The following is an 18352-nucleotide window of genomic DNA, read 5'->3' as shown; positions in this document are numbered from 1 at the left end:
CGGGATGTGGGATGGTCGGAGGTGTGAAGCCCCCCGCCAGCGACACCCCCATCGCTCAGCTGCCGGCGCGACGCAAGACCGCCGTCCTCGCGCTGTGCTGCCTGCCCTTCGTCATGGCACAGCTCGACGCGACGATCGTCAACGTCGCGCTGCCGACGATCGCGAAGGACATGCACGCCTCGCTGTCCTCGCTGCAGTGGATCGTCAGCGCGTACGTGCTCGTGCTCTCCAGCCTCCTGCTGTTCTCCGGCACTCTCGCGGACCGGGTCGGTCGCCGCAAGAACCTCATCGCCGGGATCGCCGTGTTCGTGATCGGATCCGCCCTGTGCGGGCTGTCCGACTCGGTGGGCACCCTCATCGCGGCTCGCTGCCTCCAGGCCGTGGGCGGCGCCCTCATCTCGCCCGCCACGCTCGCCACGATCACCACGATGTACCCCGAGCGTGGGGAGCGGGCCAGGGCGATCGGCTGGTGGGCGGGCTCCGGGGGTGTGGGCCTCGCGCTCGGCCCCCTGCTCGGTGGTGCGCTGGTGGAGAGCCTCGGATGGCAGTGGGTGTTCTACGTGAACCTGCTGCCCGGGGTGATCGCGATCGTGCTGTGCTGGCTCTTCCTGCCGGAGTCCCGCTCCCCGAAGCCCCGCCGGTTCGACATCGCCGGCGTGCTGTTGCTCATGGTCGCCGTGTTCACCCTCGCGCACTCGATCATCGAGGGGCCGAGCTACGGCTGGACCTCCCCGGTGATCCTGGGAGGCTTCGCCGTCGCCTTGAGCGTGCTGGTCGCGTTCGTGCTCACCGGCCTGCACCGGCCCGATCCGGTGATCCCGCCGCAGCTCTTCCTCGACGGCGCCTTCACCCGGTCGGTGCTGACCGTGCTGCTGGGCACTGCGGCGCTCGCGGGCCTGCTGTTCACCACCACGCTCTACCTGCAGGACGTGCGCGGGCTGTCGCCGCTGATGGCGGGCGTCCTCACCCTGCCGATGGTCACCCTCTCCTCCGCCGGGGCGGTCATCGCGGGAGGCCTCGTGGCCAAGGGGTACAGCCGCGCCCTGCTGCTGTCCTCCGGCCTGGGCATCGCCGCCTCCGCCGCGGGCTTCTGGTGGCTGCAGGCCGATGCGGTGTGGCTGATCGTGGTCCCGTTCGTGCTGTTCGGGGCGGGCTTCGGGGTGATGAACAACCCGGTGAACGTGACGGCGGTCTCCGAACTGCCCGACGCGATGGCCGGTACCGCGGCCTCGGTGGTCTCCACCTTCCGCCAGTTCGGGCAGGTGCTCGGCGTCGCGCTCGTGGGCACGCTGATGGCGGGCCACCTCGGCTCGAACCTCAGCACCGGGTTCGATGCCGCGTCGACACCGGTGTGGATCATGATCGCCGCCTGCGGACTCGGGATCGTGGCGCTGAACCTGCGGGCGAGTGACCCGCTGAGCGGCTCGACGCACCGGCAGCACGCGGCACCGCACCCCAGCAACCACGGCGGAGCAGGTTTGCACGCCTGAGAGGCGCACACCGCCCACACCGTCCAGACCGCGCAGGCCGCCCGGACCGAGACGGTCCGCGCAGCACCTACACCGAGCCCCGCTCCACCAGTCGCGCGGGCAGCACCAGGGCCTCGGGGGGACGCTGCGGGTCGCGGATGCGGTCCAACAGGATGCGTGTGGCCTCCTGCACCATCATCAGGAGCGGGTTGTCCACCGTGGTCAGCCCCGGCGTCATGTTCTCCGCCGGGCCGAGGTTGTCGAATCCGATGAGGGCGATGTCGCCCGGCACGCTCAGCGACCGAGCCTGTAGCGCACGCCGGACCCCGATCGCCATCGTGTCCGAGGCGACGAACAGTGCATCGAGGTCGGGTACGCGGTCCAGCAGGCGATGGGTCGCGGCCTCCGCCTGTTCGATACCGAACTGCCCGCCCTCCACGGCGTCGTCGGGCAACCCGGCTGCGCTCAGCGCGGCGCGCCAACCCTCGAGGCGGTCCAACGCAGCGGTCATGTCCAGGGTTCCGGTGATCGTGCCGATTCGGCGCCGACCGGCGTCGATGAGCCGCTGGGTGGCCAGTCGGCCTCCCTCGACGTTGTCCACGTCCACATAGCTCATGCCCTCGGAGACGAAGGGTCGTCCGATGAAGACCACGGGACGCGACCCTCGCATGGTCTCCTCGATCTGGTCGCCGCGGTGCGGTGAGGCCACGATCGCGCCGTCCACGTGTCCGGCATTCAGGAAGGACGCCATCCGACCCGGGGACTGTCCTTCATGTGCGATGAGCAGCACGAGCTGGTTCTCGCTGTCGACCAGTCCGCGGTTGACTCCCCGCAGCACGCCGAGCAGGAAGGGGTCGGTGAGGAATCGCTCGTCTGGCTCCGGGATGACCAGGGCGATCGACCCGGTGTGCGAGGTGGCCAGGGCGCGGGCGGCGCGGTTGGGGGAGAAGCCGAGCCGGGCGATCGCTGCGTCGACGGCTGCCTGCGCCTTGGGCGAGACCCGCTCGCCGCCGTTGATGGCGCGGGACGCCGTGGACCGCGAGACGCCCGCCTCGCGTGCGACTTCGTCCAGGGTGGGAGCTCGCCCGGTCACAGTGCCCTCCTCGCCGCCCACGGCCATCGTGGCAGCCTTGATGTCCTGCGGATGGTAGCGCGTCCACCAACTCCGGACCAACCGGGCTACGGCTCGAGGACCACCGTGATCGTCTCGGTGCTGCGGGGCCCGGTGACCGTGACCACGACCTCGCGTTCGCCCGGTAGCGGCAGGAGCGAGTAGGTCCGGATGGAGTAGGAGCCGTCGTCGGCCACGTCCATGGCGCCGAACCAGACGAAGATGCTGAACCGGTCCACCCAGTAACTCACCTGGGAGGCCTCGCCGTCCTCGATCGGCACGTGTCCGGTGATCGGATCACCGGGGGAGAGACGCACGGTGCGCTCGAACGTGGCCGGAGGTGGCGGCGTCGGTTGCTCGGTCGGGGTGGGCGACGGCGTGGGCGTCGGTGTGGGGGTCGGGCTCACCGAGGGTGACGGCGTGGGCGTGGCCGTGGGGGTCGGGCTCACCGAGGGTGACGGCGTGGGCGTGGCCGTGGGGGTGGGCGACGGCGTGGGGGTCGGTGACGGCATAGGGGTGGCCGTCGGTGTGGGGGTCGGACTCACCGAGGGTGACGGCGTGGGGGTGGCCGTGGCCGTGGGTGTGGGTGACGGCGTGGGGGTGGCCGTGGCCGTGGGTGTGGGTGACGGCGTGGGGGTGGCCGTGGCCGTGGGTGTGGGTGACGGCGTGGGTGTGGGTGACGGCGCGGCCGTGGGGGTCGGTGTCGGGGTCGGGCTCACCGAGGGTGACGGCGTGGGGGTGGCCGTGGGTGTGGGTGACGGCGCGGCCGTGGGGGTCGGTGTCGGGGTCGGGCTCACCGAAGGTGTCTGGGTGGGGCTGGGTGTGGCCGTGGCCGTCGGGGTCGGGCTGGGCGTCGCCGTGGGGGTCGGGCTGGCCGTGGCGGTGGGAGCGGCGCTCAAGGACGGTGCGGGCGCAGGCGTGCTGGGCGCAGGCGTGCTGGGCGCCGGCGCCACGCCCGCAGCCGGCGGACTCGGAACGAGCGTCGCCAGGACCTCGGGAACTGACAAGGGGGAGGAACTTGCGGCGATCGACTCGACGGGCTCTGCCTCGGACTCGATCGAGTCCGCGTCCTCGCCGGGGACAGCTCGCGAGGTCTCGTCGGGGGAGGGCAGATCGCTCGGCGAGGGTGTGGAGGCGTCGTCGGCGTCGTCGCCCTGCTCCGTATCGGAGTCAGGCTCCGCAGCGGAGGCATCGGCCACGGTGGCGGTCTGTGCCGAGGTGTCGGTGTCGCGGACCTCGGAGATGACCGCGAAGGCGGCGGCGCCGGTCACGGCCACACCTGCCACAGCGATGGCGGCCGCGGCCCCGGTGCCGAGCCCGGCGCCGGCCACGGCGCTCGAGGCAGTCGCCACCGTGCCGCCCGCCACTCCCGCGGACCCGGCGCCTGCTGCCGATCCGGCTCCGGTGGCGGCACCGCCGGAGGATGCCGAGCCGTGTGTCGCAGCTCCGCCGGCCTTCGCCAGCGAGCCCCAGCCGAGGAATCCCAGGACCCCGGCGCTCGTGAGTGCCGCGAGCGCGCCCGGCGCCAGCGCGGCCGCGGCGGCCGTGCGCGCCGAGAGCAGGAACGCGTACTGGTTCTCGCAGTCGTCGCACTCCCGCCGGTGGTTGGTGACCGCGATGTCGTGCTCGGAGCCGGGTGAGAGCGCGGCCTCCACCATGAGCATGCGCATCTGCGCGCAGTGCTCGTTGTCGGTGGCCAGCACGTGGGAGCGCACGTAGGAATCGCGGAATGCCCGCCGCGCTCGGTAGAGCATGGCGGACGCAGCATTGGAGGAGACGCCCAACTGGGTAGCGATCTCGGAGACGGAACGGCCCTCGAGGTGGGACTTCACCAGCACGCTGCGGGCGGAGTCCGGCAGCCCCGCCAGGACCTCGCGCACGAGGATCCGCTGGTCGTGGCGCTCGGAGCGACTCGGCCCCGGCATGTCCTCGGGCTCCGGGAGTGCGGACTCCCTGCCGTGCTTGCGAAGGAAGTCGATGCACAGATTGCGCACCGTGGTGTCGAAGTAGGACTCGTACCGGCTGGGGGCGGCCTCACCGTGTGTGGGTACCCGCAGGAGCTTGACCAGCGCGTCCTGCACCACGTCCTCGGCATCGGCACTGGACAGGCGGAAGGAGCGCGCGATGGTCATGCCACGCTTGCGCAGCGCACGATAGCGTGCGCGGTACGCCACGGAGTCGATCGGCAACGGGTCGTTGTCGCCGGCCATCACTGCCCCTTCTCTCGTCGTGCTCGCCGCGGGGTCGTCACTCTGTCACCACGTGCGCCCTCACGCCAAATGGTGACGCAGGAACTCGAATGCGAGCGCCGCCGCATAGGCAGACTGCGCGTTCGTGGCTGCCCCCGCATGCCCGCCTTCGATGTTCTCGAAGTAGGTCACATCCGCCCCCGCTTCCATCATCATCGCGGACATCTTGCGTGCATGTCCAGGATGCACCCGGTCATCACGGGTGGAGGTCGTGATCAAGGTCGGCGGGTAGGAACGGTTCGCGTCGAAGAGGTGATACGGGGAGAAGGCGCGCATGAACTGCCATTCCGTGGCGTCATCGGGGTCGCCGTACTCCGCCATCCAGGAGGCCCCCGCGAGCAGCCGGTGGTAGCGGCGCATGTCCAGCAGGGGTACCTGGATGACCACAGCCCCGAACAGTTCGGGGTACTGGGTCAGCATGTTCCCCGCGAGCAACCCGCCGTTCGAGCCGCCCTTGACCCCGAGATGTGGCGGGGAGGTGATGCCACGGTCGATGAGATCGCGCGCCACCGCCGCGCAGTCCTCGTAGGCCCGATGCCGGTTCTCCTTCAGCGCGGCCTGGTGCCAGGTCGGCCCGTACTCGCCACCGCCGCGGATGTTGGCCACCACGTACGCGCCGCCCTGCGCGAGCCAACCACGGCCGGTCGTGGCGGAGTAGGCGGGGGTGAGGGAGATCTCGAAACCGCCGTACCCGTAGAGCAGTGTGGGTGTGGTGCCGTCCAGGGGGCGGGCGCCGTCGCGTACCACCACGTACGGCACCCGGGTGCCGTCGCGCGAGGTCGCGAAGTGCTGCTCCGCCACCAGGGTGTCCGCATCGAACATCGCCGGGGCTCTGCGCAGGAGCTCGACGGCGTCGCCGGCCTCTCCCTCTCCCTCGCCGAGGGTCACGAGGGACAGCGTGGTCGGGCTGAGGTAGTCGGTGCTGGTCAGCCACAGCGCGTCCGCCAGTCCGGTGGCCTCACCGCTGCCCTCGCCCAGGGGATCAACCGCCGCAACCGAGACGGTGCCGATCTCCGGTACCCCGCCGAGGGGGCGCGGCCGCCAGTCCCGGTCCTCGCCGGTGGGCGGGGTGAGCACGAGCACCCGGCTCTTGACGTCCTCCAGCACCTCCAGGAGCAGGTGGTGGCGGGTCCAGGTGCCGCCCACGAGCGCCGTGCTCGGCGTGGGGGTGAAGACCGCGGTGAAGTCCCTGGCGCCGGCGAGGAACGACTCGTAGTCGATGGCGAGGAGGGAACCGGCGGGGTGGGTCCGCCCTCCGACGGCCCAGTCCTCGCGGAGCTCGACCGTGAGCCACTCGCGGTGTACCCCGGCGGAGGCGGAGGTCGGCACCTCCACCAGGTGCGTGGCGCCGTCGCGCACCTCGAAGAGCTCGGAGTGGTAGAAGTCGATGCTGCGTACCACCCAGTCCCGCTCGAATCCCGGGGTGCGCTCGTGCGCGGCGCCTGTGCCGAGGTCCTCGTGGGCGACCTCGAAGACGATCTCGGCCTCCTGCCAGGCCTGACCGCGCTGCCACCGACGCACCCGGCTGGCGTACCCCGAGGCGGTGGGTTCGCCGTCCGTCGAGCTGGTGAGGTAGACGGTGTCCGCGTCGATCCAACTCAGCCCGCCCTTGGACTCCCCGCGGTGGAAGCCACCCTCCTCGGGCTCGATGAAGTGCCGTTCGACCAGATCGAACTCGCGGGTCACGTCGGCGTCCGAGCCCCCGCGGGAGAGGTCGATCAGCGCGCGGCGGTAGGCGTGGGGGCCCGTGCGCAGCACCTGCGCGCCGTGCCAGACCCAGTCGGCGCCCTCGTCGGCGTTGAGCTGATCGACGTCGAGCAGCACCTCCCAGGTCGGCTCGCCCGAGCGGTACTCGCTCAGGGTGGTGCGGCGCCACAGGCCACGCTCGTGCTGCGAATCGCGCCAGACGTTGTACAGATGGCCACCGGCGAGGGAGACGAACGGGATCTTGTCGGAGGAGTCCAGGACCTCGAGGATCTCGCGCTCGGTCCGGGTGAAGGACGGCCAGGAGGCCACCGTCTCGGCGGTCTCCGCATTGCGTTGCCCCACCCACGCCAGGGCCTGCTCGCCGTCGATCTCCTCGAGCCACAGGTGCGGGTCGTCCGGCTGGGGGTCGGGGGGCGTCGGTGCTGGTTGCGTCACCGTTCGAGCCTAGCCCCGTGGGAGGCATGGTCCGGCGGGCGTCGGCGGCCGACGCCCACCGGACCTGCGCCCACCGGACCGGGCGTCCTCAGGAGGGCGGCAGCGCCGCCCGGTCCTCCTCGTCGGCGCTCTCGTGCGGGCGGTCGGGCACCGTGGCGGTGATGAGGGAACCGTCCTCGCGGCGCGAACCCTCGATGTCGCGGAAGGTGGGCTTGCCCGCGCGGGTCGGCGTGGCGGTGATCGGCACCGTGCGCGGCTGCCCGCGCGTGATGGTGACCTGCTGGCCCTGGACCACCACGTCGAGCGAGTCCGCCTCGCCGGTCTCCAGCGTGAAGGTCATCGCCTCACGGTCCAGGTGTACCCGGATCCGGTTCCCGTGCAGCGTGAGCCGGAACGTGAGCGACTCCCAGCTCGCCGGAAGGCGGGGATCGAAGCTCCACGTGCCCAGGTAGTCGCGCATGCCGCCGAAGCCGGCCACGAGGGCGTTCCAGACCCCGCCGAGGGAGGCGACGTGCACGCCCGCGTCGGCGTTGTTGTGCAGGTCGGCCAGGTCCACGTACACCGCCGAGGAGAAGTACTCCTCGGCGAGGTCGGAGTAGCCGACCTCCGCCGCCACGATCGACTGCACCACCGCCGAGAGGGTGGAGTCCCCGGTGGTCAGCGGGTCGTAGTACTTGAAGTCGGCGAGCTTCTGCTCCTGGGTGAACTCATCGCCCTGGAGATAGAGCGCGAGCACCACGTCGGCCTGCTTGAGCACCTGGTGCCGGTAGATCACCAGCGGGTGGTAGTGCAGCAGCAGCGGGCGCTTGTCCGCGGGGGTGTGCGCGAGGTCCCACAACTCCTTGGACAGGAAGTCGTCGTCCTGGGGATGCACCCCGAGGCCGGTGTCGTAGGGCACGTGCATGTGCTCGGCGACTCGGGAGAACTCGGCGATCTCGGGCTTGGTCAGGCCCAGGCGTTGGCAGACGGCCGCGTACTCCACCGGGTCGGCCGCCTCGATCTGGCGCAGCCGGCGCACCGCGGCCCGCAGGTTCGCCCGCGCCATCACGTTGGTGAAGAGGTTGTCGTTCACCACGGTGGTGTACTCGTCCGGCCCGGTGACGCCGTGGATGTGGAACACCGGTGCGGCGTCCTGGTCGCCCTCGCGCCAGAACCCCAGGTCCGCCCACAGCCGCGCCGTCTCCACGAGGATGTCGATCGCCTCGCGGGTGAGGAAGGAGGTGTCCTCGGTCGCGGTCAGGTACTGGGAGACGGCGTGGGCCACGTCCGCATCGATGTGGTACTGCGCGGTGCCGGCGGCGTAGTAGGCCGAGGCCTCCTCGCCGTTGATCGTGCGCCACGGGAACAGCGCACCGGCCTGGTTCACCTCGCCCGCTCGGCGGCGCGCGGCGTCCAGCATCGAATAGCGGAACCGCAGCGCATTGCGGGCGAAGGTGGGGGAGGTGTACGTCAGGAACGGCAGGACGTAGATCTCCATGTCCCAGAAGTAGTGCCCGTCATACCCCGACCCGGTCATGCCCTTGGCGGGCACCCCGGCGCCCTCGGCGCGCGCGCTGGCCTGGATGAGTTGGAACAGGTTCCACCGCACCGCCTGCTGCAGGTGGGGCTGCCCGGCGATCTCCACGTCGCTGCGGGCCCAGAAGTTGTCCAGCCATTCACGCTGCGCCTCGAACGCGGAGGCGATGCCGTTGTGCTTGAGCCGGTCCAGGGTGCGGCGGCATCGATCCACGAGCTCGCGCGGCGGGACGCCCCGGGAGGTGTGGTAGCTGACGGCCTTGGTGATCCTCGTCGTCGTGCCCTTGGTGCCCTGGATGCGGTAGACCTGCTTGGCCAGGTCGTCCTCCATCACCGTGCGCGGCTCGTAGGAGTCGGTGGTCTCGATGGTGTGGTCCGCGATGACGGCGACGGTCATCCCCGATTCGGTGACGCGGTAGCCCAGGGCCGTGCGGCCGGCGTCCTCGTCCGCCCAGGACAGCACGGGCTGAAGCACCCGGCCGTCGAGGTTGGCGGCGCGGCGCGGGTCGAACCCGGCGCCCATCGCCTCCTTCTTCACCCAGTACTCGTCCTGCCCGTCCTGCCGGTTCAGGATCTGGCAGGAGACGGCGATGGGGGCATCGTCGTCGAGCAGCGTGATCTCGTAGTCCATGATCGCCAGGTGGCGCTCGGCGAAGGAGACCATGCGGCGGCTCTTGAGGTGCACATGCTTACCCGACGGCGTGCGCCAGACCAGTTCCCGCGTGAGCACGCCGTCGCGGAAGCTCAGTGAGCGCTCGTAGGACTCCAGGTCCGCGACCGTCAGCAGGAGCGGCTCGTCGTCCACGTACAGCCGCATGATCTTCGCGTCGGGGGCATTGACGATCGTCTGCCCCACCTTCGCGAAGCCGTAGGCGTCCTCCGCGTGGCGGATCGGCCACACCTCGTGCAACCCGTTGATGAACGTGCCGTGGGCGTGGGAGTCCCGGCCCTCCTCCACGTTGCCGCGCAGGCCGAGGTAGCCGTTCGCGACGGCGAACAGGGTCTCGGTCTTGCCGAGGTCCGCATCGCTGTAGCGGGTCTCGCGCAGCGCCCACTCGTCGATGGGGAACCGGCTGCGGTCGAGGGGGTCGAAGCCGGCGGTCGCGGCCGTCATCGGGCGGCCCCGTCCCCGGTGCCTGCGTCGGACTCGGCGCCTGCGTCAGTGGCGCCGGTGAGTGCGGGCACGAGCTCGTCCAGGTCGCTCACCACGGTGTCGGCGCCGTGCGCGATCAGGTCCTCCGCTCCCGCGCCGCGATCCACCCCCAGCACGAGGCCGAAGTCCCCCGCGCGGCCGGCCGCGACCCCGGAGGTGGCGTCCTCGACCACCACGGCCCGGGCGGCCGGCACACCCAGTTGGGCCGCGGCATCCAGGTAGGTGTCCGGGTTCGGCTTGCCCGGGATGCCCCGGGCCGCGGCGACCTCGCCGTCCACGATCACCGCGAAGCGGTCGATCAACCCGGCGGCCGTCAGCACGCTGCGGGCGTTCTTGGAGGAGGAGACCACGGCCACCTGGACATCGCCCCGCGCCGCGAGTGCGTCGAGGAAGGCGACCGACCCCGGGTAGGGGGCCACGCCGTCGCTCGCCAGGACGTCCATGAAGACGCCGTTCTTCCGGTTGCCCAGGCCGCAGACCGTCTCCGCCTCCGGCGGGTCGTCCGGGGTGCCCTCGGGCAGGGTGATGCCGCGCGAGGCGAGCATCGAGCGCACGCCCTCGTAGCGGGGTTTGCCGTCGATGTAGGTGAAGTAGTCCGACTCCTGGTAGGGGGCGGCTCCCGCCCCTGCGAGGTAGTCGGTGAACAACCGGGCCCACGCGTGCATGTGCACCTCGGCGGTCGGGGTCAGGACCCCGTCCAGGTCGAACAGGACCGCATCCAGCGGGTCGAAATCGGGCACGTTGCTTTCCCCTTCACAGCAGTGATCGGCACCGGGTCGCCAGTTGTATCACCCATCCTTGCGCAGCACGTCCACCGATGCCGCCCCTGGCGCGCGACGAAACCCACGTGTTACCGGCGTTTGGCACGATGGGTGCGCACCGCTGGCCGGGCGGTGCGGAGCGTGCCTGGTTCCCGGCCCGCCGACCAGCAGGGGGAAGTGCCGTGGACGTCGCCGCGATCTACCTGTCCGTCACGATCGTGCTCGGGCTGCTCGCGGTGGCCCTGCGGCTGCCGCCCCTGGTGGGGTTCCTCGCCGCCGGGTTCGCGCTGAACTGGATGGACGTGCCGGACTTCCCGGCGCTGGAGACGATCGCCGATGTGGGCGTCACGTTGCTGCTGTTCGGCATCGGGCTGAAGCTCGACCTGCGCACCCTGATCCGCCGCGAGGTGTGGCTCACGGCCACCGCGCACATGGTGCTCTCGGTGGCCTTCGGCACCGGGGTGCTGTGGCTGTGCGCCGTGGTGGGCCTGCCGCTGCTGACCGGGCAGAGCATGACCACGTTCGTGCTGCTGGCGTTCGCACTGTCCTTCTCCAGCACGGTGTTCGTGGTGAAGGTGCTGGAGGAACGGGGTGAGTCGCACTCGCTGTACGGGCGGGTGGCGATCGGCATCCTGGTGATCCAGGACATCGCCGCGGTGATCTTTCTCACCGCGACCAGCGGGGAACTGCCCAGCCCGTGGGCGTTCGCCCTCGTGCTGTTGTGGCCCGCCTCGAAGCTGTTCCGCGCGGTGTGGAGCCGCATCGGACACGGCGAGATGCAGTCCCTGTTCGGTGTGGTGATGGCGCTCGTGCCCGGGTACTGGCTGTTCGATGCCGTGGGCCTCAAGGGTGACCTCGGCGCGCTGGTCATGGGGATGCTGCTCGCCTCGCACCGCAACTCCTCAGAGCTCTCCCGCTCGCTGTTCCACATCAAAGAACTCCTGCTCGTCGGATTCTTCGTCTCCATCGGGCTCACCGGGCTGCCGGACCTCCCGTTGCTGCTGTTGGCCCTCGGCATGGTGCTGCTGCTGCCGTTCAAGGCGCTCGGCTACGTGGTGCTGCTGTGGCTGATGCGCCTGAGGGTGCGTTCCTCACTGCTCGCGGGCCTCGCGCTGACGAACTACTCCGAGTTCGGACTCATCGTGGTGGCCCTCGGCGTGGAGGCCGGGATGCTGGGATCCCAGTGGCTCGTGGAGATCTCCATCGCGGTGGCCATCAGCTTCGTCTTCGCCGCCCTGGTCAACGGGCGCGGGCACCTCATGGTGGAGAAACTCGCGGAGCGACTGCCGCACCAGCCCACCGAGCGGATGCTCCCGGAGGAGCGACCGACCGACGCCGGCGACGCCGAGGTGGTGGTGATCGGCATGGGCCGGGTGGGTGTGGCCGCCTACGACCGCCTCAGCCACCAGCACGGGCTGCGGGTGGTGGGCGTGGACTACGACGACTCCCGGGTCTCGATCCACGAGTCCGAGGGGCGCCACGTGGTGCAGGGCGACGCCACGGACCTGGACTTCTGGCGCCGGATGCGCCGCAGCGGGTCCGTGCGCACCGCCGTGCTCTCGATGCACGAACACGGCTCGAACATCACCGCGCTGGAGTGCCTGCGCGAGAGTGGTTTCACCGGCCAGGTGGTCAGCGTGGCCCGCTACGCCGACGAACTGGCCGTGGCGCGGGAGAACGGCGTGGACGCCGCATTCAACCTCTACGCCGCGGCGGGCCTGGAGGTTGCCGACCAGGCCTGGCGCCTCGCACAGGGTGAGGAGGCCGACGCCGACGCGAACGGCACCGGCCTGGAGGGCAGCGGGCACGCCTGACGGCACGCGCGGCGGTGGCACGCGTGCGCCCGTAGGCTCACGTGGGTGAGTACCGATCGCCGGCCCAGCCCTCCCGTCGACACAGCCGCAGCCATCGCCGTGGATGTGCGCAGCGGTCAGCGCAGCGCCGAGGAGGTCACCCGTGCGGCGCTCGCCGCGGCCGAGCGGCTGGAGCCGCACCTGGGAGCCTTCGCCCGCCTGAGCCCCGAGCTCGCCCTGGAGCAGGCCCGAGCCGTGGACGAGCGGATCGCCGCGGCACACCGCGCGGGCCGGGTGGACGAGCTCGCCACCGCCCTGCCGCTGGCCGGTGTGCCGTGCCCGATCAAGGACCTCAACCAGGTGGCGGGCGTGCCGATGACCGCCGGCGCCGCGTTGCTGGCCGCGGACCCGATCGTGCCGGAGGCCGACGACGGTTCGGTCACAGCCCTGCGCGAGGCGGGCACCACCATGATCGGGAAGACATCGACCCCGGAGTTCGGGTTCCCGCCGTACACCGAACCGAACCTCGGGCCCGGCGGCGCCGTGCGTGCCGCGCGCACCCCGTGGGACCTCACGCGCGGGGCTGGAGGCTCCAGCGGGGGAGCGGCCGCCGCCGTCGCCGCCGGCATCGTGCCGATCGCCCACGCCTCCGACGGCGGCGGTTCCATCCGGATCCCGGCGGCCGCGTGCGGGATCGTGGGGTACAAGCCGTCCGCGGGGCTCGTGAGCAATGGGCCGACCGGAGTCGCGGGCGCCGGGCTCGCGACCCAGGGGGTGGTGGCCCGGACCGTGCTGGACTCGGCGATCGGCACCGACGTCCTCTCACGCGCCTGGCCGGGTGATGCCCCGCACCCCGCGAGGGGCGTCCTGGCGCAGGCCGTGCGGGACGTGCGGGACACGGAGCCGGTCCGTGGTCTTCGCGTGGGCCTGCTCACCGATCCCGTGGTGGCAGGCGACGCGATGGTCCACCCGGAGTCGATCGCCGCGGCAACGGACCTCGCCACGCTCCTGGAGTCGCTCGGGGCCGACGTGGTGCCGGTCCCGGTGCCGTTCACGCCGCAGGAGTGGCTCGCCTTCATGCCGCTGTGGTCGGTGGGTGCCGTGACGCTGCCGATCCCGCCCGAGGCGGATCCGGCCCTGACACCCCTGACGCGGTGGCTGCGGGAACGCGGCCGCTCCTACACGGGTGCGCAGTACGCCGAGGCCGTGATGGCCGCCCAGCGCGTGGCCCGCCAGACGGCCGCAGCATGGGATGCGGTCGACGTGGTGCTCACCCCGAGCTTGGCCGGCCCACCCGCGCCCGTCGGGTCGCTGCGGGACGACGCTGATCCGGCCGGGGACTTCGAGGACCAGAAGCGCTTCACGCCATGGACCTCGATCGCGAACATCGCCGGTACCCCCTCGATCTCGTTGCCCGTGCACACCGCGGTGGTCGACGGCGTGCGGTTGCCGTTCGGGGCGATGCTCACCGGGCGCCCGGGTGGGGACGCGCGGCTCCTGGAGATCGCGCGAGCGGTGGAGGTGGCCTCACCGTTCCAGGCACCACCAGCCTGGCCCGATGCCGCGTGAGCGCACCGGTGGGGGTGCGCTTCCCCGGAGATCAGCCCAGAACTGTCTCCAGGCGCTCGCGCAGGTAGTCCAGGATCGGGATCGGCGGCGCACCCGCGCTCCAGGTGACGACCGCATGGGCCGGATCGATCACACGCCAGCCCAGGTGCACGGTGCGTCCGGGCGCGATCCCGCCCCGCACCGCTGCCTCGCCGAGTTCCGCGCGGCGGCGTGCGGACTCGGCGGTGAAGCCTCGCCGTCGTTCCTCCTGAGCGACGATGACCTCTCCGATGCCGGCCGCTCGGCCCGAGGGGAGGAGCAGCAGGGCCCCGAGGCGCCACGCCTCGCCTGCGGGCGTGATGCGTTCGCGCCGGCCGATCCCGAAGCGCCGGGCCTCGGGCTGGTAGGTCCCGAGGGTCTCCGGCGCGATGCCCGCGGACTCCAACCGGGAGGCAGCCTGGGCGACGGCGGAGATCACCTCCTGCGGCTCCGGCACAGGTCCGTCAGGCACAGGTCCGTCAGGCACGGGTACTCAGGCATCCGTGCCGGAGATGCGCGTGAGCAGGGGGAGCAGGTGGACCTCCGTGAGCGGAGCCAGTGGGAGGCTGCGGGCCTCGGCCGGTTGCACCCAGACGGCCTCCTCGAGTTCCGCACGTGGCCGGAGGCGGTTGGCCACGGCGGCGCTCACCTCGGCGTGGAAGGCGTGGGCCTCGACCCGGTGCCCCGGCTCGTTGGCCGCCACCTCGCTGAACTCGCCCCAAGCGGCGAGATCGGCCTGTGTCAGATGCAGCCCGAGCTCCTCCGCGACCTCCCGGACCGCCGTCGCCGCGGGCGATTCCCCTGGCTCCTGCTTGCCCCCCGGCTGCATGAAGCGCTCGGTCCCGCGTTTGCGTACCAGCAGCAGGGCGCCGTCCGGGCGCGTGATCACGCAGGCGCTGATACGGATCGTGGTCACGGCTCGAGTCCGGCGATCAATCGCGTCGCCCCCGCACCAGGACGGTGACGAGCCCCGCCACCGCCAGTACGGCCAGGATGCCCAGCCCCCACCACACCAGGCGCCAGACGTCCGCGGAGAACAGCGGTGTGAAGGCCGCACCCTCCGCCTCCAGGGTGAGCGGCTCGTCGTACGGCGCCTGCCAGGTGACGGTGTTCCCCTCCACCAGCACGCTCGAGTGCTCGCCGGTGACCTCGCCCACCTCGTCGACCGGACCCGGGAACGTGACCGTCAGCCGGACGAGGGAGTCCGTGGCTCCTGCGCGACGGGGTGGCACGTCATCCTCGGAGTCCTCCTCCACCGCGGGGGCGGCGGGGATCCCCTCCGCATCGAGCGCGTTGATCGTGCCGGCCACCACGAACTCCTCGCCGTCCCGGGTGATCAGCGGCTCGCCGCCGGCGACCACCAGGTCCGAGATCGGTACCTCATCGAGCGTGAGGGTGGTGCCGAGCCAACCCGACTGCTCGAGCGGGGCGGAGGTGACCTCGGCGTGCTCGCGCAGGCCTGGTAGCGAGGTGTCCACGATCCGCAGGACGAGGTCGGCGGCCTCGGCGCGCGACTCCTCACTCTCCTCCTCCGGGTCGTAGGCAACGGCGAAGGCGATCGAGCCGGACGCGGTATCGGAGTCGCCGTCGAGGGTCAGATCGCCCTCCGCCCGCACGCACCCCGCCGTGACCAGCAGGACGAGTGTGAGCGCGATGAGCCGCAGTCCTCGAAGCATGGGGAGAGTTTGGCACAGTCTTTGCCGAGAGGGTGGTGCTCCGCGCTTGGAGCGCCAGCCGCCGACTGCGCGGGCGCGCAGGTGCTGGCGCCCGGCGACGGGAACGGGCCCGCGAAAGGTTTATCGGTTCGTAACCTGCGATCCATGGACCGGCACATGTCCCACGGATAGGTTGAAGGACTGTGAGCCAGATCTCAGAGAACACCAGACGCAGGCGATCCCTGCCCATCATTGCCGTCGCCGGACTCCTCGGAGCCGGTCTGACCGCCGTCCCGGCCCAAGCGGAGCCGATCGTCGAGACCGAGTTGGTGGGTCTGTTGAACATCAATGATTTCCATGGTCGTATTGATGGGAATACGGTGGCGTTTGCGGGGACGGTTGCTGAGCAGGAGAAGTTGATCTCCGATGCTGGTGGGTCGTTCTTGTTCTTGTCGGCGGGTGACAACATTGGTGCGTCGGTGTTCGCGTCGTCTTCGCAGGGTGATCAGCCCACGATTGATGTGTTGAACGCGCTGGGCCTTGCTGCGTCGGCGGTGGGGAATCATGAGTTCGATCAGGGGTTGGATGATCTGATCGATCGGGTGATGGAGGGTGGCGCGAACGCTGCCTGGCCGTATCTGGGTGCGAATGTGTATGACGCTGCTGGTGTTCCGGTGTTGCCGGAGTACGAGATCTTGGATGCTGGTGGGGTCTCGGTGGCGGTGATCGGGACGGTGACGGAGGAGACTCCGGCGTTGGTGTCCCCGGGTGGGATCGAGGGGTTGACCTTCGGTGATCCGGTGGAGGCGACCAACCGTGTGGCGGCGCAGCTCTCTGATGGTGATGAGGGCAATGGTGAGGCGGACATCATCGTGGCGGAGTTCCACGAGGGTGCTGGTGCGGGGACTCCGGATGGTTCCACCTTGGAGCAGGAGGTTGCTGCGGGTGGTGTGTTCGCGCAGATCGTGGAGGAGACCTCCCCGGTGGTGGATGCGATCTTCACGGGTCACACGCACAAGGAGTATGCGTGGATGGCTCCGGTGCCTGGTGAGCCGGGTCGGGGGCGTCCGATTGTGCAGACCGGTTCCTATGGGGAGTTCCTGGGGAAGGTGCTGTTGGAGTTCGATCCGGCCACGGGTGAGGTGGTCTCGGCCAGTGCGGAGAACATTGCGCGTTCCACCACGCCGGATGCGGAGTTGATCGCCGAGTTCCCGATGGTGGCTGAGGTCGATGAGATCGTGCAGGCCGCGTTGGAGGTTGCTGCGGAGATCGGTGATGAGCCGATCGGTGAGGTGACGGCGGACATCACCACGGCGAATGCTGCGGGGTCGTTCGTGGATGGGTTCTATGAGTGGGACCTGGTGGAGGGTGCGTTGCCGACCAAGGGTGATGACCGGGCCAGTGAGTCCACGCTGGGCGCGTTGGTGGGTGATGCGCTGTTGGCGTCCCTGTCGGATGAGTTGCGTGGTGGTGCGGATATCGGTGTGGTCAACCCGGGTGGGTTGCGCGCGGAGCTGTACTACGACCAGGACGGTGTGATCACCTACGCCGAGGCCAATGCGGTGCTGCCGTTCCTGAACAACCTGTGGACCACGACGTTGACGGGTGAGCAGGTGGTGGAGATGCTGGAGCAGCAGTGGCAGACCACCAGTGAGGGTGAGGTCCCCTCGCGGCCTTATCTGCAGTTGGGGTTGTCCTCCAATGTCACCTACACCTATGAGGTGGACCCTGATGGGGATGGTGTGCTGTTGGGTGACGCCGATGATCAGGGTCGGCACATCACCTCGGTGATGATCGATGGTGAGCCGCTGGACCCGGCTGGGTCCTACACGGTGGGGTCCTTCTCCTTCCTGCTGCAGGGTGGGGACAACTTCCGGGTGTTCACCGAGGGCAGCGATACGCGCGATACGGGTCTGGTGGACCGGGATGCGTGGATCGACTACCTCACCGAGGCCTCCCCGGTCTCCCCGGACTTCGCCCGCCAGGCCGTGGCCGTCCAGGACCAGCCGGAGGAGGTCACCCTGGGTGAGCAGGTGGTGTTCACGGCCTCGATGCTGAACCTCACGAGCCTGAACTCTCCGGAGAACACCACGGCCACGGTGTGGCTGGGTGAGACCGAGGTGGGTGAGGTGCCCGTGGTCGATGGTCAGGCCGTGGTGGACCTGGTCCTGCCGAGCACAGGCCAGGCGGGTGCCAGTGAGTTGGTGTTGGTGGCCCAGCCTTCGGGGACCACGGTCACGATGCCGGTGGAGGTGATCGGTTCGCCGTTCATCGATGTGGCGCCGAGCAACATGTTCTACGAGGAGATCCTGTGGCTGTATGAGCAGGGGATCTCCACGGGGTGGATGACGCCCCAGGGCGCGCAGTTCCGTCCGCTGGAGCCGATCAACCGTGATGCGATGGCGGCGTTCCTGTACCGGATGGCGGACGTGGAGGACTACACCCCGCCGGCCACGTCGCCGTTCGTGGACGTGTCCACCAGCAACATGTTCTACACCGAGATCGCGTGGCTGTATGAGGAGGGGATCTCCACCGGGTGGATGACCTCTGCTGGCCGCGAGTTCCGTCCGCTGGAGCCGATCGCGCGTGATGCGATGGCCGCGTTCCTGTACCGGATGGCCGATGAGCCGGAGTTCACCCCGCCCACGGTCTCCCCGTTCGTGGACGTGTCCACCAGCAACATGTTCTACACCGAGATCACCTGGATGCAGGCCACCGGAATCGCCACCGGCTGGGTCGGCAACAACGGCACCTCGGAGTACAAGCCACTCAACGACGTCGCCCGCGACGCCATGGCCGCCTTCCTCTACCGCTTCGACCACATGGAGTGAGGGCTGAGCGAGTGAGGGACCGGCCTTCCGGCCCTATCGAGTGACACCCGGCGCCCCCGGCCCCCGCGACAGCGGAGGCCGGGGGC

At 70.4% G+C, this 18352-nt stretch carries 12 protein-coding genes; 4 read left to right on the top strand and 8 right to left on the bottom strand.

What is annotated here, in order from left to right; translation table 11 throughout:
• Window positions 1–23: 23 nt before the first annotated feature.
• Window positions 24–1490: an MFS transporter gene (locus ATL40_RS12120; RefSeq protein WP_169925970.1), complete on the top strand. Its 1467-nt coding sequence runs from the start codon at window positions 24–26 to the stop codon at window positions 1488–1490.
• 67 nt (window positions 1491–1557) lie between these two features.
• Here ATL40_RS12120 and ATL40_RS12115 read toward each other — a convergent pair whose 3' ends face one another.
• From ATL40_RS12115 to ATL40_RS12095, 5 genes are all read right to left on the bottom strand, one after another.
• Complete coding sequence (locus ATL40_RS12115) at window positions 1558–2589, bottom strand: LacI family DNA-binding transcriptional regulator (protein ID WP_098469762.1); 1032 nt, start codon at window positions 2587–2589, stop codon at window positions 1558–1560.
• Window positions 2590–2648: 59 nt separating this feature from the next.
• Window positions 2649–4790: an RNA polymerase sigma factor gene (locus ATL40_RS15600; protein WP_098469761.1), complete on the bottom strand. Its 2142-nt coding sequence runs from the start codon at window positions 4788–4790 to the stop codon at window positions 2649–2651.
• A gap of 60 nt (window positions 4791–4850) precedes the next feature.
• Window positions 4851–6971, bottom strand: a complete 2121-nt coding sequence (locus ATL40_RS12105) for a prolyl oligopeptidase family serine peptidase (RefSeq protein ID WP_098469760.1) — start codon at window positions 6969–6971, stop codon at window positions 4851–4853.
• Window positions 6972–7059: 88 nt separating this feature from the next.
• The gene (locus ATL40_RS12100) at window positions 7060–9600 is read right to left on the bottom strand and encodes a glycoside hydrolase family 65 protein (protein WP_098469759.1); all 2541 of its coding nucleotides are present in this window, start codon (window positions 9598–9600) and stop codon (window positions 7060–7062) included.
• Complete coding sequence (locus ATL40_RS12095) at window positions 9597–10379, bottom strand: HAD family hydrolase (RefSeq protein ID WP_098469758.1); 783 nt, start codon at window positions 10377–10379, stop codon at window positions 9597–9599. The genes ATL40_RS12100 and ATL40_RS12095 overlap by 4 nt, the downstream gene beginning before the upstream one ends.
• Window positions 10380–10582: 203 nt before the next feature.
• Between ATL40_RS12095 and ATL40_RS12090 the strand changes: the two genes are divergently transcribed.
• A complete protein-coding gene (locus tag ATL40_RS12090) occupies window positions 10583–12214 on the top strand; it encodes a cation:proton antiporter family protein (protein ID WP_098469757.1) in 1632 nt (543 codons plus the stop codon).
• 45 nt (window positions 12215–12259) lie between these two features.
• Window positions 12260–13762 (top strand): amidase, encoded by a 1503-nt coding sequence (locus ATL40_RS12085; protein WP_098469756.1) that lies wholly within the window; start codon window positions 12260–12262, stop codon window positions 13760–13762.
• A 31-nt stretch (window positions 13763–13793) separates the two neighbouring features.
• On the opposite strand, the gene ATL40_RS12080 is transcribed toward ATL40_RS12085, so the two are convergent.
• The 3 genes from ATL40_RS12080 to ATL40_RS12070 are packed head-to-tail and all read right to left on the bottom strand — an operon-like array spanning window position 13794 to window position 15456.
• On the bottom strand, window positions 13794–14252 hold the full coding sequence (locus tag ATL40_RS12080) for a glutaminase (RefSeq protein ID WP_143556974.1): 459 nt from the start codon (window positions 14250–14252) through the stop codon (window positions 13794–13796).
• Window positions 14253–14273: 21 nt separating this feature from the next.
• The gene (locus tag ATL40_RS12075) at window positions 14274–14696 is read right to left on the bottom strand and encodes an NUDIX hydrolase (RefSeq protein WP_098469754.1); all 423 of its coding nucleotides are present in this window, start codon (window positions 14694–14696) and stop codon (window positions 14274–14276) included.
• Window positions 14697–14712: 16 nt separating this feature from the next.
• Window positions 14713–15456 (bottom strand): LppM family (lipo)protein, encoded by a 744-nt coding sequence (locus ATL40_RS12070; RefSeq protein WP_098469753.1) that lies wholly within the window; start codon window positions 15454–15456, stop codon window positions 14713–14715.
• A 182-nt stretch (window positions 15457–15638) separates the two neighbouring features.
• Here ATL40_RS12070 and ATL40_RS12065 point away from each other — a divergent pair, with 182 nt between their 5' ends.
• Window positions 15639–18266 (top strand): 5'-nucleotidase C-terminal domain-containing protein, encoded by a 2628-nt coding sequence (locus tag ATL40_RS12065; RefSeq protein ID WP_098469752.1) that lies wholly within the window; start codon window positions 15639–15641, stop codon window positions 18264–18266.
• Window positions 18267–18352: the final 86 nt, after the last annotated feature.

Origin of the sequence: Serinibacter salmoneus (assembly GCF_002563925.1) — a bacterium.
GTDB classification, from domain to species: Bacteria; Actinomycetota; Actinomycetes; order Actinomycetales; family Beutenbergiaceae; genus Serinibacter; species Serinibacter salmoneus.
The sequence above is the reverse complement of the archived record's forward strand: the minus strand, read 5'-3'. Positions and strand labels throughout refer to the sequence as shown.

What these genes read in the sequence shown, in the direction of transcription:
- ATL40_RS12115 (WP_098469762.1), bottom strand. Translation starts at nt 2,589, where the DNA reads ATGGCCGTGGGCGGCGAGGAGGGCACTGTGACCGGGCGAGCTCCCACC.
- ATL40_RS15600 (WP_098469761.1), bottom strand. Translation starts at nt 4,790, where the DNA reads ATGGCCGGCGACAACGACCCGTTGCCGATCGACTCCGTGGCGTACCGC.
- ATL40_RS12100 (WP_098469759.1), bottom strand. Translation starts at nt 9,600, where the DNA reads ATGACGGCCGCGACCGCCGGCTTCGACCCCCTCGACCGCAGCCGGTTC.
- ATL40_RS12070 (WP_098469753.1), bottom strand. Translation starts at nt 15,456, where the DNA reads ATGCTTCGAGGACTGCGGCTCATCGCGCTCACACTCGTCCTGCTGGTC.